Source organism: Azospirillum sp. Marseille-Q6669 (assembly GCF_965111635.1).
Genome location: NZ_CBCOOP010000001.1, coordinates 1735001 through 1751598 on the forward strand (window position 1 = coordinate 1735001; position 16598 = coordinate 1751598).

At 67.9% G+C, this 16598-nt stretch carries 12 protein-coding genes and 2 rRNA genes (1 of these 14 cut by a window edge); 9 read left to right on the forward strand and 5 right to left on the reverse strand.

Annotation, left to right across the window (positions count from 1 at the left end; translation table 11 throughout):
* Together ACWPXE_RS07675 and rrf are read left to right on the forward strand one after the other, a co-directional pair.
* A 23S ribosomal RNA gene (locus tag ACWPXE_RS07675) occupies positions 1-1877 on the forward strand (it extends 870 nt beyond the left edge of the window).
* A 133-nt stretch (positions 1878-2010) separates the two neighbouring features.
* Positions 2011-2126, forward strand: a 5S ribosomal RNA gene (rrf, locus tag ACWPXE_RS07680).
* A gap of 150 nt (positions 2127-2276) precedes the next feature.
* Here rrf and ACWPXE_RS07685 read toward each other — a convergent pair.
* Complete coding sequence (locus ACWPXE_RS07685; RefSeq protein WP_454017330.1) at positions 2277-2513, reverse strand: hypothetical protein; 237 nt, start codon at positions 2511-2513, stop codon at positions 2277-2279.
* A 146-nt stretch (positions 2514-2659) separates the two neighbouring features.
* On the opposite strand from ACWPXE_RS07685, the gene ACWPXE_RS07690 reads away from it, so the two are divergent.
* The gene (locus ACWPXE_RS07690) at positions 2660-2962 is read left to right on the forward strand and encodes a hypothetical protein (protein WP_014197964.1); all 303 of its coding nucleotides are present in this window, start codon (positions 2660-2662) and stop codon (positions 2960-2962) included.
* A gap of 87 nt (positions 2963-3049) precedes the next feature.
* Here the strand turns inward: ACWPXE_RS07690 and ACWPXE_RS07695 are convergent, their stop codons facing one another.
* Together ACWPXE_RS07695 and ACWPXE_RS07700 are read right to left on the reverse strand one after the other, a co-directional pair.
* Positions 3050-3238, reverse strand: coding sequence for a 4-oxalocrotonate tautomerase (locus ACWPXE_RS07695; protein ID WP_454017331.1), 189 nt, complete (start codon positions 3236-3238; stop codon positions 3050-3052).
* A 42-nt stretch (positions 3239-3280) separates the two neighbouring features.
* On the reverse strand, positions 3281-4066 hold the full coding sequence (locus tag ACWPXE_RS07700) for a class II aldolase/adducin family protein (RefSeq protein ID WP_454017332.1): 786 nt from the start codon (positions 4064-4066) through the stop codon (positions 3281-3283).
* Between the two features lie 159 nt (positions 4067-4225).
* Between ACWPXE_RS07700 and ACWPXE_RS07705 the strand changes: the two genes are divergently transcribed.
* Positions 4226-5716 carry a sigma-54-dependent transcriptional regulator gene (locus ACWPXE_RS07705; protein ID WP_454017333.1) on the forward strand — a complete coding sequence of 497 codons (1491 nt, stop codon included), beginning with the start codon at positions 4226-4228 and terminating at the stop codon, positions 5714-5716.
* Positions 5713-7845, forward strand: coding sequence for a sensor histidine kinase (locus ACWPXE_RS07710; RefSeq protein ID WP_454017334.1), 2133 nt, complete (start codon positions 5713-5715; stop codon positions 7843-7845). Before ACWPXE_RS07705 ends, ACWPXE_RS07710 begins: the two co-directional genes overlap by 4 nt.
* 22 nt (positions 7846-7867) lie before the next feature.
* Here the strand turns inward: ACWPXE_RS07710 and fdhE are convergent, their stop codons facing one another.
* Positions 7868-8767 (reverse strand): formate dehydrogenase accessory protein FdhE, encoded by a 900-nt coding sequence (fdhE, locus tag ACWPXE_RS07715; protein ID WP_454017335.1) that lies wholly within the window; start codon positions 8765-8767, stop codon positions 7868-7870.
* A gap of 507 nt (positions 8768-9274) precedes the next feature.
* On the opposite strand from fdhE, the gene fdnG reads away from it, so the two are divergent.
* From fdnG to fdhD, 4 genes are all read left to right on the forward strand, one after another.
* Complete coding sequence (fdnG, locus tag ACWPXE_RS07720) at positions 9275-12340, forward strand: formate dehydrogenase-N subunit alpha (RefSeq protein ID WP_454017911.1); 3066 nt, start codon at positions 9275-9277, stop codon at positions 12338-12340.
* A 3-nt stretch (positions 12341-12343) separates the two neighbouring features.
* Positions 12344-13273: a formate dehydrogenase subunit beta gene (fdxH, locus tag ACWPXE_RS07725; protein WP_454017336.1), complete on the forward strand. Its 930-nt coding sequence runs from the start codon at positions 12344-12346 to the stop codon at positions 13271-13273.
* On the forward strand, positions 13270-13902 hold the full coding sequence (locus ACWPXE_RS07730; RefSeq protein WP_454017337.1) for a formate dehydrogenase subunit gamma: 633 nt from the start codon (positions 13270-13272) through the stop codon (positions 13900-13902). Before fdxH ends, ACWPXE_RS07730 begins: the two co-directional genes overlap by 4 nt.
* A 161-nt stretch (positions 13903-14063) precedes the next feature.
* Positions 14064-14882, forward strand: coding sequence for a formate dehydrogenase accessory sulfurtransferase FdhD (gene fdhD / locus ACWPXE_RS07735; RefSeq protein ID WP_454017338.1), 819 nt, complete (start codon positions 14064-14066; stop codon positions 14880-14882).
* 36 nt (positions 14883-14918) lie between these two features.
* Here the strand turns inward: fdhD and ACWPXE_RS07740 are convergent, their stop codons facing one another.
* Complete coding sequence (locus ACWPXE_RS07740; protein WP_454017339.1) at positions 14919-16454, reverse strand: hybrid sensor histidine kinase/response regulator; 1536 nt, start codon at positions 16452-16454, stop codon at positions 14919-14921.
* Between the last annotated feature and the right edge of the window lie 144 nt (positions 16455-16598).

The window sequence follows — 16598 nt, forward strand, 5'->3', positions numbered from 1 at the left end:
TCGCGGCTTACCAAACCTAACCAAACTCCGAATACCGTGGAGCACAGCCCGGCAGACAGACGGTGGGTGCTAAGGTCCATCGTCGAGAGGGAAACAGCCCAGACCGCCAGCTAAGGTCCCCAAATCACGGCTAAGTGGGAAAGGATGTGGGAAGGCCATGACAACCAGGAGGTTGGCTTAGAAGCAGCCATCCTTTAAAGAAAGCGTAATAGCTCACTGGTCTAGTTAAGCCGGCCTGCGCCGAAAATGTATCGGGGCTCAAGCCGTGTACCGAAGCTGCGGATGTGATCTTTGATCACGTGGTAGCGGAGCGTTCCGTAAGCCTGCGAAGGGTGTCCGTGAGGCCGCCTGGAGGTATCGGAAGTGAGAATGCTGACATGAGTAGCGACAAACAGTGTGAGAAACACTGTCGCCGAAAGTCCAAGGGTTCCTGCGCAAGGTTAATCCACGCAGGGTGAGCCGGCCCCTAAGGCGAGGCCGAAAGGCGTAGTCGATGGGAACCACGTTAATATTCGTGGGCCAGCGGGTGTGTGACGAATGGGAAAGCGTGTCGGGCCTTATCGGATTGGCCCGGCTGGGGACCCGTTCCAGGAAACAGCCCCCGCATCAGACCGTACCCCAAACCGACACAGGTGGACTGGTAGAGTATACCCAGGCGCTTGAGAGAATGGTGTTGAAGGAACTCGGCAAATTGCCCTCGTAACTTCGGAAGAAGAGGGCCCCGTCGCGGCGCAAGCCGGGGCGGGGGGCACAGACCAGGGGGTGGCGACTGTTTACTAAAAACACAGGGCTCTGCGAAGCCGTACAAGGCGACGTATAGGGTCTGACGCCTGCCCGGTGCCGGAAGGTTAAGAGGAGGGGTTCACGCTCCGAATTGAAGCCCCGGTAAACGGCGGCCGTAACTATAACGGTCCTAAGGTAGCGAAATTCCTTGTCGGGTAAGTTCCGACCTGCACGAATGGCGTAACGACTTCCCCGCTGTCTCCAACACCAACTCAGCGAAATTGAACTCTCCGTGAAGATGCGGAGTACCCGCGGTCAGACGGAAAGACCCCGTGCACCTTTACTACAGCTTTGCAGTGGTGCTAGGGATCTCATGTGTAGGATAGGTGGGAGGCTAGGAAGCCCGGGCGCCAGCTCGGGTGGAGCCATCCTTGAAATACCACCCTTGAGGTCTCTGGCATCTAACCGCGCTCCGTTGATCCGGAGCCGGGACCCTGCATGGCGGGTAGTTTGACTGGGGCGGTCGCCTCCCAAAGTGTAACGGAGGCGCGCGATGGTGGGCTCAGAGCGGTCGGAAATCGCTCGACGAGTGCAATGGCATAAGCCCGCCTGACTGCAAGACAGACAAGTCGAGCAGAGACGAAAGTCGGCCATAGTGATCCGGTGGTCCCACGTGGACGGGCCATCGCTCAACGGATAAAAGGTACGCCGGGGATAACAGGCTGATGACTCCCAAGAGTCCATATCGACGGAGTCGTTTGGCACCTCGATGTCGGCTCATCACATCCTGGGGCTGGAGCAGGTCCCAAGGGTTCGGCTGTTCGCCGATTAAAGTGGTACGTGAGCTGGGTTTAGAACGTCGTGAGACAGTTCGGTCCCTATCTGCCGTGGGTGTCGGAGTTTTGCGAGGATCTGTCCCTAGTACGAGAGGACCGGGATGGACATACCTCTGGTGCACCGGTTGTCACGCCAGTGGCATGGCCGGGTAGCTAAGTATGGACGGGATAACCGCTGAAAGCATCTAAGCGGGAAACCCACCTCAAAACCAGAACTCCCTTGAGAGCCGTGACAGACCATCACGTCGATAGGAGGCATGTGGACGGGCGGCAACGCCTGAAGCTGAGCCTTACTAATCGCTCGAAAGGCTTGATCCTTACCAGCAGGCGGCCCGCGCGCAGCGGCAAGCCCTGGACGCACGAGCCAACACCGCAAAGAACAAGAGCAGACGTCCTCAAACTTAACGAAACCCGCCCGTCCGGTCCGGATGGTTCGCGTGTGCCTTGGTGACCTGGTGGTCATGGCGAGGCTCCCAACACCCGATCCCATTCCGAACTCGGCCGTGAAACGCCTCAGCGCCGATGGTACTGCGTCTTAAGACGTGGGAGAGTAGGTCGCCGCCAGGTCACCACGGCACACGCCAAGCCATCAAGGACTTGGATGGATGGGTTTCAAACACACTTGACAATCGGCTTCATGAACGGCAAGGCCGGCGCTTTCCCAACGGAAAGCGCCGGCTTTTCGTCGTGTCCGGGGTGTCGCGGCCGGCCCCCTCCCTAACCCTCCCCCGCCACCGGCGGGGGAGGGGACTGGTTGCCGGGACGGTGGTCGAGCTGGGTCAGGATCGTCTGGGCCTCGGTCAGCAGGGCGTCGCGGACGCGGATGTATTGGTCGAGGGAGGTCCCGGATCGTTGCCGCGCCTGCAAGGCGGCGATCTGGATGTCGAGCGCGTCGAGATCGCGGTCGATGCATTTCAGCGCGTCGCGCGCCCGTTTCTCTTCCTGCGCGTTCATGGCCACTCCTCCCGTGTCTGGTCTGGATTTCCGGCGAATCGCATCCGAACGAGGTACGGCTTTTTGTTTCGGTCTCCCTGGCACTGCTTTTGCTGAACGAGTTCCGTTCACGAGCGTCCGCTCGGCAAGCTGAGAGGGAGACTACGATGGCGTCACGCGGAATCAATGCCGGTTTGGTGATTACGGTCGCTCAGAGTGCCATCGACTTTCTGTGGTCCCATTGGGACGGCTCGTCCAAATCCGTCCGCTCGGCGCTGATGGCCTCGGAATTCTGGACGCTGCAAGCCTATGGCCGACATGGCCAGTGGGTGCAGTCGGTCACCCGCGACGCGCTGGTCGAGTTTCTCGGCAACTACATCGACCGGCGCATGGAGGTCGGTGACAGCGAGGACCGGGCGGTCGCCACCGCGGTTTATCGCCTGACCGGGAAGACGGTGGGAGCGGTTTGACCGCCGGCCAGGGATTGGCGTGCCTGTTTTTTGTCCGGATGCCCATGGGGTGAGCAGCGCTTCCCATGGGCATCCGGGAAGCGGATGTCACTCGTGGTCGGACCACAGCTTGCCGCCGCTGGCCCAATCGCTCTTCTTCACGTCGTGGAAGATGACATCGACCGCCTCCGGGCTGCAGCCGAGCACCTCGACCGAGGCGTCGGTGAGCGCCTTGGCGTAGGCGCGCTTCTGCTCCAGCGTGCGGCCTTCGAAAAGCTGAACGTTGATCAGCGGCATAGTCGTTCCATCCCCTTTGTTGCGGACCGCGGTCCGGAAAGCTCAGCTCCTGTAGTCCGGGCAGCGCCGGTCCAGGCGTCGCAGCAGCGCCGGCCACTCCAGTTCGCCCTCCGGCTCTGGATCGGCGGTGAGCTGCCGGTAGGTCTTGTCGCACAGCTCCGGCGCCGGCGACACCAGTTCCGCGCCGGCCGCCTGCGCGGCGAGCTGCATCCGGCACGCCTTGTCCAGCATGTCCATCAGGCAGAAGGCCTCCGCCACCGTGCGCCCGGTCACCAGACTGCCGTGGTTGTGAAGCAGCATCGCCCGGCAGGAGCCGAGATTGGCGACGAGGCGGACCTTCTCGCTGTCGGTCAGGGCCAGCCCCTCGTAGCGATGGTAGGCGAGGTCGCCATAAAAGCGCAGAGCGTGCTGGGACAGCGGGAGGAGCCCGTCCTTCAGCATCGACACCGCCACCGCCGCCTCGTTGTGGAGGTGCATGACACAGCGCGCGTCCTCGCGCGCCGCGTGGACGGCGCCATGAATGACGAAGCCGGTGGCGTTCACCGGATGGGGGCTGTCGCCGATGATGGCGCCGTGGATGTCGATCTTGACGAGGTTGGAGGCGGTCACCTCGTCGAAGGTCAGGCCGAAGGGGTTGATGAGGAAGCGTCCCGGCTCCCCCGGCACGGCCAGCGAAATGTGGGTGTAGATCAGGTCGTCCCAGCCGCGCTCGGCGACCAGACGGTAGGCGGCGGCGAGATCGATACGGGCTTGCCATTCGGCATCACTGATGCCGGTGTCGGCGATGCGCGGTCCGGCATGGACGAATGATCCGCTGGTGTCCGTCACGGTCGGCTCCCGGTCTGTGCGATGAGCGGGGGAGCGTCGCATGGCGCGGCGCGGTTGTCCAAGCGGGACGCTGGAACTATTCCGGATTTTGGAAATCACTGGCCCGGCTTGGTTGCGGTCCCTTAGACTGTGGGGCTTTCCGCCGCCGAGTGCACACCGATGACCATCACCGCGCCAGTCTCCACCCCGTCCGACCGCAGCGCGCCGGAAGGGAGCCGGATGGAGGACCAGGCGAAGCCCTCCATCCTCGTGGTGGACGACGAGGAGGGCATCTGCAGCTTTCTGTCGCGCGCGCTGGAGCGGCGCGGCTGGCGGGTCGAGGTGGCGGGCAGCGCCGAGGAGGGCGCCCAGAAGCTGGAGCGCATCCACGCCGAGGTGATCATCCTCGACGTCGCCCTGCCGGGCCGCTCGGGGCTGGACTGGCTGAAGGAGCTGATGGCCGGCGGCTACGCCGGGGAGGTGATCCTGGTCACCGCCTTCGCCGATATGGACACGGCCATCGACGCCCTGCGCTCCGGTGCCGCGGATTTCGTGCTGAAACCCTTCCGAGTTGAGCAGATCCTGAATTCCATCGACCGCTGCGTCGAGCGCACCCGGCTGACCCGCGAGAACTACGTGCTGCGCCGACAGCTGTCGAAGAAGGACAATGGGCGCGACGAGATCGTCGGGCGGTCGGACGCCATGGTGCGGCTGCGCTCGCTGGTGCAGCGGGTGGCGCCGACCCCGTCCACCGTGCTGATCCAGGGCGAGTCCGGCGTGGGCAAGGAACTGGTCGCCCGCGCGCTGCACGACCTGTCGCCGCGCGCAGACCGGCCCTTCGTGGCGGTGAACTGCGCGGCGATCTCCGCCGACCTGATCGAGGCGGAGCTGTTTGGTCACGCCCGGGGCGCCTTCACCGGGGCCAAGGACGCGCGCAAGGGGCTGTTCTACTACGCCCACGGCGGCACGCTGTTCCTGGACGAGATCGGCGAGCTGTCGCTGACGTTGCAATCCAAGCTGCTGCGCGTGCTTGAGGAGCGGCGCATCCGCCCGGTCGGCAGCGAGCAGGAGGTGCCGGTGGATGTCCGCGTGGTCACCGCCACCAACCGCGACCTGAAGGCGGAGGCCGCGGCGGGCCGCTTCCGCCCGGACCTGTTCTACCGGCTGGAGGTGATGACGCTGACCATCCCGCCGCTGCGCCAGCGCGCGGTGGACGTGCCGGAACTGGCCGCGCTGTTCATGCGCTTCCTGCCGGCGCGGCTGGCCGTGCCGCCGCTGACCCTGACGCCGGAGGTGACAAAGGCGCTGATGTGCCATTCCTGGCCCGGCAACGTGCGGGAGCTGCGGAATTTCGTGGAGCGGTCGCTGCTGCTCGGCGAATTTCCGCTCGACGATCTGGACACCGCCAACGCCGCAGCGGTGGAGGCCGGCCTGGCCGCGGATCCCAGCCTGTGCGCCGCGGCGGTGGCCGGAAACCCGCCCTGCGCCCCCTGTCCGGTCCGCCATGTCCGCATGGACGGCGACAGTGACGTGCTGCCGCTGGCCGAGGTGGAAAAGCGCCATATCCTGACCGTGCTGGCGCGCTGCGACGGCAGCAAGGCGCGCGCCGCCGATCTGCTGGGCGTGTCGCGCAAGACGCTGGACCGGAAATGCGTGGAATGGGGGGTGTGACGCCTCCATCCCGCCTCCATCCGCTCCCGCCCAACATGCTGAAGCGGCTGGCGGCGGCTTACGCGGAGTCGGTCCGGCTCAAGCTGCTGGCGCTGGTGCTGGCGCCGCTGCTGGTCGGCGCGCCGGTTCTGCTGATGATCGTCTGGGCCTGGGGGACGCAGGGCTACGACCAGCTTCTGGTCAACAAGGTCAGCTCCGACCTGGGGACGGCGCGGCAGTTCTTCGACCGGGTGCAGATGTCGCTGCGCAACGGGCTGGAGGGCGTGGCGACCTCCCACCGGCTGGCCCTGGTTCTGGAGCGCGGGACGCCCGCCGACCTGCGCCGGCTGCTCGACGAGGAGGCGGAGGAGCACGGGCTGGACTATCTGCTGCTGCTCGACGCGGGGGGCATGGTGCGGGCGGGCGGGTCCTTCGCCGTCCCGGCGGACCGCAGCGGCTGGTCGGTGGTGCGCGAGGCGCTGCACGGCTACGCGCAGCACGGGCTGGAGGTCTTCGCTCCGGCGGAACTGGAGGCGCTGAACCCCGCGCTGCGCCGGGCCGCCCACACGCCGCTGGTGCCGACCCGCGCCGCCCGGCCCGATCCCCGTGGCGTCGAGGACCGCGGGCTGGTCATCCAGGTCGCCATTCCCTTCGACGGGCCGGACGGCCGTCTGCTCGGGGTGCTGGAAGGTGGGGTGCTGCTGAACGGCAACCAGGGCATCGTCGACCGGCTGAACACCATCGTCTATCAGGACGCCTCGCTGCCGCTGGGCAGTCAGGGCACCGCCACCCTGTTCCTCGGCGACACCCGCATCGCCACCAACGTCCGGCTGTTCGAGGGGCAGCGGGCGCTGGGCACCCGGGCGTCGCAGGCGGTGGCGGACAAGGTGCTGGACCGCGGCGAGCCGTGGCTGGGCTCCGCCTTCGTGGTCAACGACACCTATGTGTCGGGCTACCAGCCGCTGGCCGACACCGCCGGGCGGCGGATCGGCATGCTCTATGTCGGGTTCCTGGAATCGCCGCTGCGTGACACGCTGTACAAGGCGCTGGCCGGGCTGTTCCTGCTGTTCCTGCTGGTGTCGGGGCTGGGGACGCTGGTGGGGCTGCGCGGCGCGCGGGCCATCTTCCGTCCGCTGGAGCGCATGGCCGGCGTCATCGCCCGCATCGAGGGGGGCGAGGATTCCGCACGCATCGGCCCCACCGCCAGCCGGGACGAGTTGGGGCGGCTGGCCCGCGCCTTCGACCATCTGCTGGATTCCGTGGCGGCGCGGCGCTGGGAGCTTCAGCGCTCCGCCGAGGAGCTGGACCGCAAGGTGGCGCTGCGCACCGCCGCGCTGGAGGAGGCCAACGCCACCCTGCGCCGTGCCCAGCAGCAGCTGGTGATGAACGAGAAGCTGACCGCCATCGGCGAACTGACCGCCGGGGTGGCGCACGAGATCAACAACCCGGTTGCGGTGATCCAGGGCAATCTCGACCTGCTGCGCGAGGTGCTGGGCGACGGGATTGAGCCGGTGCGCCAGGAGGTCCGGCTGATCGACGAGCAGACCCGGCGCATCCACGCCATCGTGACCAAGCTGCTGCAATTCGCCCGGCCCGGCGACTTCGCCGGCTACGCCGAGCCGACCGACGTGAACGGCGTGCTGTCCGACTGTCTGGTGCTGACCCGGCACAACCTGAACCGGGCGCGGGTCGTGGTGACGATGAAGGCCCAGGCGGGCGGCCCGGTGGAGATGAACCGCGGCGAGCTTCAGCAGGTGCTGATCAACCTGATCGTCAACGCCATGCAGGCGATGCCGGAGGGCGGTCGCCTGACGCTGGACAGCCGCGACATCGGCCCGGACGAGCGTCTGCCGGGGGCGGAGCCCTTCGAAGGGGTGCTGGTGGGGGTCGAGGACACCGGCCACGGCATCGCGGCGGGCGATCTGGCCCGCATCTTCGACCCCTTCTTCACCACCAAGAAGCAGACCGGGACGGGGCTCGGCCTGTCGATCAGCTACGCCATCGTCCAGCGCTACGGCGGGCGGATCACGGTGGAGAGCGATCCGGGGCGCGGCACCCGCTTCACCCTGTGGCTGCGGCGGCAGGCCGTCTATTCCGACCAACCGACCGCGCCCTTCTTCGCCGCCCAGCGGATCACCGCGGGGGGCTGATCCCCCTTTACCCGGCGTCTCTTTACCCGGCAACCGCCAGGAACGGGTTGACGCCGATGCGGCGGTACTCTTCCTCGCCCAGCAGCAGGTCGAGCGCCAGGGTGGCGAGGTCGTCGGCCACCGGGTCGAGGCCCGGCGCCTTCTCCAGGAACAGCAGCTTCAGATAGCTGTGGCAGGCGTCGCAGGTCTCCGCCCGCACCGCGCCGTTGGCTTCCGTGCCGTCCGCCCCTTCGACGAAGCGCTGGGACACGTCCTTGCCGTCGCCGCAGGCCACACAGGAGGAGCGCACATGGTGCCAGGCGGTGTGGCAGATCCCGCAATGGAGATAGCGCAGGCCGCCGCTCTCCATGCCGACCTGCAACACGCCGGCGACCGGCGCGCCGCCGCAGACCGGGCAGACGGTGGCGGTGGCGTGGGTGGTCACCGACGTGGGATCGAGCGCTGCGGCGTGGCGCGTCCAGGCGGTCTGGAAGGCCGCAGCCAGGAAGGGTGCTGCGGCGAGGTCGCCGTCCTCCAGCGCGTCGCCGGCCCAGCGCCCGGCCAGCGCCTCCAAGGTGTCGGCGTCGGACGCGGCGAGCGCGGCCAGGGCCTCGCGCGCGCCGCCGGGCAGGGTGTCGAGCCGGGCGGCCAGGGCGCGCAGGTCAGCGGCCCACTGCTCCTCCGGCGGCAGCGTGGCGGGGGTGGCGGCCACCGCCGCCTGGGCGTCGGCCAGCGTGGCGACGAAGCGCAGCCAGTCGCCCATGGCGTGCCCCTCCGCCAGCGCGCGCAGGCGCGCCGCCCGCCGGGCGAAGATCGCCGCATCGGGCAGGCGCAGCGGGGCCGGCGACTGGCCCGGCACCAGACCGGCGGCGGCCATGGCGGCGGCAGTCGCTTCGGACATCGCCGCTTCGGAAATCGGGGCGTCGGAGGAAGAGGCGGTCATGGTGGCTTTCCCGGTCACGGATCACGAACAGTCGGAAGGGATAGCACAGCGCAAGAACGGTGCCAGGGGGACGAATAACCCTCTCCCCTCCGGGGAGAGGGTGCCCGCGAAGCGGGCGGTGAGGGGTGCCCATTGCGCTACGTCCGGCAAATGCGCAACCCCCTCACCCTGACCCTCTCCCCAGAGGGGAGAGGGGATTTTGACGGCGCCAACCCCCGACAGATTGTCCTCCACACAAACGTTAGGGACATTTTGTCCATCGTCGGCTGGACAAAATGTCCCTCGGCGCGGTGCGGGCATGGTCGTTCCGTCCGCCCGCCCCAGCAAACGCACCGCATTCCGCCATAAGCCCCGGCTGGCACGGAATCTGCCCTTTGGGGGATGCGTCGCTCCGGCCGGGTCAACCCCGGACGGCGCGCGCGCCACCGGTTCCAGGCGCTCAAGCGCTGGGCCGGCACATCCTGACTTCAGGGCCGACACCAGGGAGGTTTCATGCCCATCACACCCATGCAGGTATCACGGCGGCAGTTCTTGAAGGTCACGGCGGGCGGTCTCGCCGCCTCCAGCATGGGAGTTCTGGGCTTCCTGCCGTCCGAGGCGCTGGCCGAGGTGCGCCAGTTCCGCCTCGCCCGCGCCAAGGAGATCCGCAACACCTGCCCCTACTGCTCGGTCGGCTGCGGCCTGCTGATGTACAGCCTGGGCGACGGCGCCAAGAACGCCAAGGCCGAGATCATCCACATCGAGGGCGATCCCGACCATCCGGTCAGCCGCGGCTCGCTCTGCCCGAAGGGCGCGGGCCTGCTGGACTTCATCCACAGCCCGAACCGGCTGAAGTACCCGGAGGTCCGCGAGGCCGGGTCCAACAGCTGGAAGCGCATCTCCTGGCATGAGGCGATCGAGCGCATCGCCCGCCACATCAAGGACGACCGCGACGCCAACTTCGTCACCAGAACCGCCGACGGCGTGACGGTGAACCGCTGGCTGTCCACCGCCATGCTGACCGCTTCGGCCTCGTCCAACGAGACGGGCATCCTGACGCAGAAGGTCATGCGCTCGCTGGGCATCGTCGGCACCGACGCGCAGGCCCGCGTCTGCCACGGCCCGACCGTGTCGGCGCTGGCCTCGACCTTCGGGCGCGGGGCGATGACCAACACCTGGGTCGACATCTCCAACGCCGACTTCATCCTGATCATGGGCGGCAACCCGGCGGAGGCGCACCCGGTCGGCTTCAAGTGGGCGGTCGAGGCGAAGAAGCGCGGCGCGCGCATCGTCGTCGTCGACCCGCGCTACAACCGCTCCGCCGCGGTGGCCGACGAGTACATGCCGATCCGCGCCGGCTCCGACATCGTGTTCCTGGGCGGCGTCATCAACTGGCTGGTCGCCAACGACAAGATCCAGTGGGAGTATGTCCGCGCCTACACCAACGCCGCCTACATCGTGAAGGAAGGCTACGGGTTCGAGGACGGGCTGTTCAGCGGCTACGACGCGGCCAAGGGCCAGTACGACCGCTCGTCCTGGAACTACGAGGTCGAGGCGGATGGGAACACCGCGAAGACCGACCCGACGCTCCAGCATCCGCGCTGCGTGTGGAACCTGATGAAGGCCCACTACGCGCGCTACACCCCGGAGCTGGTCGAGGACCTGACCGGCACGCCGAAGGACGGCTTCCTGCGCGTTTGCCAGCATCTCGGCTCCACGGCGGTGCGCGACCGGGTCGGCACGATCCTCTACGCGCTGGGCTGGACGCAGCACACGGTGGGCGCCCAGAACATCCGCACCATGGCGATGATCCAGCTCCTGCTGGGCAACATCGGCATGCCGGGCGGCGGCGTGAACGCCCTGCGCGGCCACTCCAACATCCAGGGCCTGTCCGACCTCGGCCTGCTGTCCACCAACCTGCCGGGCTACCTGACCCTGCCGTCGGAGAAGGCGCACCCGACCTTCGCCGACTACATCGCCAAGACCGCGCCGAAGGCGCAGGCGCCGGGCCAGCTGAACTTCTGGGCCAACACGCCGAAATTCTTCGTCAGCCTGCTGAAGTGGTTCTGGGGCGACAAGGCGACGGCGGAGAACAACTGGGGCTACGACTGGCTGCCCAAGTGGGACAAGATGTACGACGTGCTGCAGGTCATGGACCTGATGCACAACGGCAAGGTCAACGGCTTCATCGTCCAGGGCTTCAACCCGCTGACCTCCTTCCCCGACGCGCGCAAGACGGCGGCGGACTTCGCCAAGCTGAAATACATGGTGGTGATCGACCCGATCGCCACGGAGACCGCCTCCTTCTGGCAGAACCACGGCGAGGTCAACGAGGTCGACACCGCGTCGATCAAGACCGAGGTGTTCCGCCTGCCCTCCACCTGCTTCGCCGAGGAGGACGGCGCCATCGTCAACTCCTCGCGCTGGCTGCAGTGGCACTGGAAGGGCGCCAACCCGCCGGGCGAGGCGAAGACCGACCAGGAAATCCTGGCCGAGCTGTTCATGGCCGTCCGCGCCCTCTACGCCAAGGAGGGCGGCACCGCGCCGGAGCCGATCCTCAACCTCTCCTGGCCCTACAAGAACCCGCTGGAGCCGACGCCGGAGGAGCTGGCGAAGGAGTTGAACGGCCGCGCGCTGGCCGACATCCCCGACCCCAAGGACCCGACCAAGTTCCTGGCCCGCAAGGGGGAGCAGATCCCGAACTTCGCCCTGCTGCGCGACGACGGCACGACGATGAGCGCCTGCTGGATCTTCGCCGGCTGCTGGACGCAGGCGGGCAACCAGATGGCCCGGCGCGACAACACCGACGCCGGCCTGGGCAACACGCCGGGTTGGGCCTGGGCGTGGCCCGCCAACCGCCGCATCATCTACAACCGCGCCTCCTGCGACCCGTCGGGCAAGCCCTGGGACCCCAAGCGCAATCTGATCGCGTGGAACGGCACCGCCTGGGCGGGCGCCGACGTGCCGGACTTCAAGGTGGACTCGCCGCCGGCCGACGGGATGAACCCCTTCATCATGAACCCGGAGGGCGTCGGGCGGCTGTTCTGCACCGACAAGCTGGTGGACGGCCCCTTCCCCGAGCATTACGAGCCGATGGAAAGCCCGCTCGGCACCAACCCGCTGCACCCGAAGGTGGTCAGCAGCCCGGCGGTGCGCATCTTCAAGGCCGACCGCGAGCGGCTGGGCACCCATGACCAGTTCCCCTACGTCGGCACCACCTACCGCCTGACCGAGCATTTCCAGTTCTGGACCAAGAGCGTGCGGCTGAACGCCATCGCCCAGCCGGAGCAGTTCGTGGAGATCGGCGAGACGCTGGCGGCGGAGAAGGGCATCCAGGCCGGCGACTGGGTCCAGGTCTCCTCCAAGCGCGGCCACATCAAGGCCAAGGCCGTGGTGACCAAGCGCATCAAGGCCCTGAAGGTGGCGGGCCGCACCGTCCACCAGATCGGCATCCCCCTGCACTGGGGCTGGGAGACGGTGGCCAAGAAGGGCTTCCTGTCCAACACGCTGCCGCCCGCGGTCGGCGACTGCAACACCCAGACCCCGGAATACAAGGCGTTCCTCGTGAACGTCGAGAAGATCGGAGTGGCGTAAGTCATGGCACTGCAATCCCTTGATATCCTGCGCCGGTCCGCCACCCCGACGCCGACCCCGCAGGCCCGCAACCCGCAGGAGGTGGCGAAGCTGATCGACACCACGGTCTGCATCGGCTGCAAGGCCTGCCAGGTCGCCTGCTCGGAATGGAACGAGCTGCGCGCCGAGGTCGGCACCTGCGTCGGCGTCTACGACAACCCGACCGACCTGTCCTCGCAGGCCTGGACGGTGATGCGCTTCAACGAGGTGGAGGAGAAGGGCAAGCTGGAGTGGCTGATCCGCAAGGACGGCTGCATGCACTGCGCCGACCCCGGCTGCCTGAAGGCCTGCCCGTCGCCGGGCGCCATCGTGCAGTTCAAGAACGGCATCGTGGACTTCCATCAAGAGAACTGCATCGGCTGCGGCTACTGCATCTCCGGCTGCCCGTTCAACGTGCCGCGCCTCAGCCCGGCCGACAGCAAGGCCTACAAGTGCAACCTCTGCTCCGACCGCGTCGCGGTGGGGCAGGAGCCGGCCTGCGTCAAGACCTGCCCGACCGGGGCCATCCAGTTTGGCAGCAAGGAGGACATGATCGAGGTCGCCCAGACCCGCATCACCGACCTCCAGTCGCGCGGCTACGATCAGGCGGGCCTCTACGACCCTGCCGGGGTGGGCGGCACCCACGTCATGTACGTGCTGCACCACGCCGACAAGCCGGCGCTCTACTCCGGCCTGCCGGCCAACCCGTCGATCAGCGCCGTCGTCGGGGTGTGGAAGGGCATGCTGAAGCCGCTGGCGACGCTGGGCGTCGCCGCCGCCGGCCTGTTCGGCTTCTTCCATTACATCACGGTCGGCCCGAACCGCGCCGATGACGAGGACGAGGCGGATCACGGCACGCCGCCGGTCCCGCCCGCCCAAGGAACCAAGCACAAGGAACGGGAGAACGCGCTGTGAAGACGTCGGAAAAGCTGATCCAACGCTACTGCGCCGCGGAGCGCATCAACCACTGGATCGTGGCGGTCTGCTTCGTTCTGCTCGCCATCTCCGGGCTGGCCTTCTTCTACCCGGCCTTCTTCTGGCTGACCGGCGTGTTCGGCACGCCGCAGCTCGCCCGCATCGTCCATCCCTTCGTCGGGGTGGTGATGGTCCTGGCCTTCGCCCGCCAGTTCTTCCGCTACGCCCACCACAACCTCATCAACAAGGAGGATGTGACGTGGATGATGTCGGTGAAGGAGGTGATGAAGGGCAACGAGGTCGGCGACATCGGCCGCTACAACGGCGGCCAGAAGGGCATGTTCTGGGTCATGGTGCTGTGCATGATCCTGCTGCTGGTGTCGGGGGTGATCGCGTGGCGGCCCTATTTCGCGGGCTATTTCCCGATCCCGATCATCCGCGTGGCGCTTCTGGTCCACGCCGCCAGCGCGCTGGTGCTGATCGCCAGCATCATCGTCCATGTCTACGCTGCGCTGTGGGTGCAGGGCACGATCCGCGCGATGGTCGAGGGTGTCGTCACCCACGCCTGGGCGCGCAAACACCATCCCCGTTGGTTCCGTCAGGTAACCGGCAAGGAAACCGGGCACTGATCGCTTGAGGGCGCTCTTAACCCTCTCCCCTCTGGGGAGAGGGTGGCCCGCAGGGCCGGTGAGGGGGTTGCGCATGGCGGAACGCCCGGCAACAGCGCACCCCCCTCACCCTGACCCTCTCCCCAGAGGGGAGAGGGGAATTTACTAGGAAAGACACCGCCATGAGCCTCGCCACGGACTTCGCTGCGCCCTCCACCACCCATCGCATGACCGTCCTGCGGCTGGGTCCGGACGCCGCCCAGCTCTGCGACGACGCGGTGGTGGAGGAGGTGCCCGTCGCCATCGCCTACAACGGCATCATCCATGCGGTGATGCTGGCGACCCCCGACGACCTGGAGGAGTTCGGCCTCGGCTTCTCCCTGACGGAGGGGATCATCGCCGACGCGGAGGAACTGGAGAGTCTGCGGGTGGTGGAGGGCTGCGACGGGATCGAGGTCCGCATGGAGATCCCGATGGAGCGCTTCATGGCGCTGAAGGGCAAGCGGCGGAGCATTGCCGGACGGTCGGGTTGCGGCGTCTGCGGCGTGGAAAGCCTCCAGGCCATCGCCCGGTCCGGCCAGCCCGTCCCCTCGGGCGGGCGGCTGTCGGTGGCGGCGGTGGAGCGGGCGCTGGCCCGCTTCGCCGAACGCCAGATCCTGCACCGCGCCACCGGGGCGGCGCACGGCGTCGCCTGGGTGGACGCGTCAGGGACCATCCTGGCGGTGCGCGAGGATGTCGGCCGCCACAACGCGCTGGACAAGCTGATCGGCTGGCTGGTGCGCACGGGCGTGGACCGGCAGGGCGGCTTCGTCCTGACCTCCAGCCGCGCCAGCTACGAGCTGGTGCAGAAGGCCGCCCGGCTGGGCATCAGCGGGCTGGTCGCCATCTCCGCCCCCACCGGCATGGCGGTGCGCATGGCGGAAAGCTGCGGCGTGTCGCTGGCCGGCTTCGCCCGCGGCGACCGGTTGGTCGTCTACAGCCACGGCGACCGCTGGGTGTAAGCGGCTCCGCGACGGACGTGGCGGGAGGAGGTGGGCTTACTCCCCCTCGCCCTTTTCTTCACCCTTGTCCTCGCCCCCGCGCAGCCGCTCCAGGACCTGCCGCAGATCGCCGGGGTGGAGGGGCTTGTGCAGGAAGGAGCAGCCGCGGCGCTGGCCTTCCAGAAGCGCGCTCTGGGCCGTCTCACCGCTGAGCACCACGGCGGGAATCTCCTGCCCGTACAGGCGGCGCACCCGGTCGATCACGTCGAAGCCGGACACCTTTCCAGGCAGCCGCAGGTCGGTCAGGATGACCGACGGCGCGTCGGGCAGGCCGTCCAGCACCGCGAAGACCTCCCGCATGTCGCCCGCGGCGGCGACGGTGCAGCCCCAGCTTTCCAGGATCATCTGCAGGCCGGTCAGCACCATCGCCTCGTCGTCCACGGCCAGCACCGTCATCCCGGTCAGGGGCGGCGCCGAGGCGGTGGAGGGCGGCGGGGAAACGTGGCTGCACGGCGGTTCGGCCAGCGGGCTCGCGGCTTCCAGCGAGATGGAGAAGACGGTGCCGCGCCCGATGCGCGACCGCACCTCCACCTGAAGACCGAGAAGTTCCGCCAGCCGGCGCACGATGGCGAGGCCGAGGCCGAGGCCGCGGGTGGGGTCGCGGTTGGGATTCTGGAGCTGGTGGAACTCGTCGAAGATGGCGGTGAGTTGCTCCTCGGGGATGCCGAAGCCGGTGTCCCACACATCGATGCGCCAGCGGTTGCCGCGCCGCCGCATGGCGAGGAGCAGGCCGCCGTGTCGGGTGTAGCGGATGGCGTTGGTCAGCAGATTGCGCATCACCCGGCCGAACAGCACCGGGTCGGTCTTCACCGTGCCGGGGCACAGGCGGGCGCGCAGGCGCAGGCCCTTCTCCTCGCTCTGCGGGCGGAACTCCTCGACGAGTTGGCCCAGAAGCTCGTCCAGGGAGACCGTCTGCGGGTCCGGCGTGACCGTGCCGGCGTCCAGCGTGGAGATGTCGAGCAGCGCGTTCAGCAGCCGCTCGCCCGCCGTCATGGCGTTTCCCAGCATCTCGGCCGTGCTCAGAGCCTTCTCGTCGCTGATCTGGCTGCACAGCGCGTCGAGGAACAGGCGCATCGCCTGGAAGGGCTGGCGTAGGTCGTGGCTGGCCGAGGCCAGGAAGCGGGAGCGCGCGGCGGTGGTCCGTTCGATCTCCGCGAGCATCTCCCTCTCCATGCGGGCGACGACCCGGTCGTCGGGCGCCGCCTGGGTGGCCAGGGCCAGCACGGCGACCGTCTCCCCGTCCTGGGTCAGCGGCACGCCCTCGAACGCCGCGGGGTCGGCGTCGCCCACGGGCAGAAGCTCGATGCCGACCGGCTCCCCGGTGTCGCCGGAGAACAGCGGATCGACGGCGCCCAGCACCGCTGGCCAGACCGGCCCGAACCAGGCCGGGGCCGGCTGCCCGCCCACCGCCGGCTCCTTGCCGAGGAGGGCGCAGAGCGCGTCGTTGGCGAAGAGGGTGGCGGCGTGCGACGGCCCGGTCAGAACGAAGGCCGGCAACGCGGCGGCGCGGCAGACGCGCAGCGCGTTCTCCACGCACTCCGTCTCCGCTGGCGCGGTGTCGATGCTGGTCCTGTTCCTGTGCCGAGGCGTCACGTCGGTCTCTCTCTACCCGCTAGAGCTGAAGGTGTAGCACCTTAACCTTTGGTGCACTGGGGATGAAAGCGCCTGAAAGCCCTA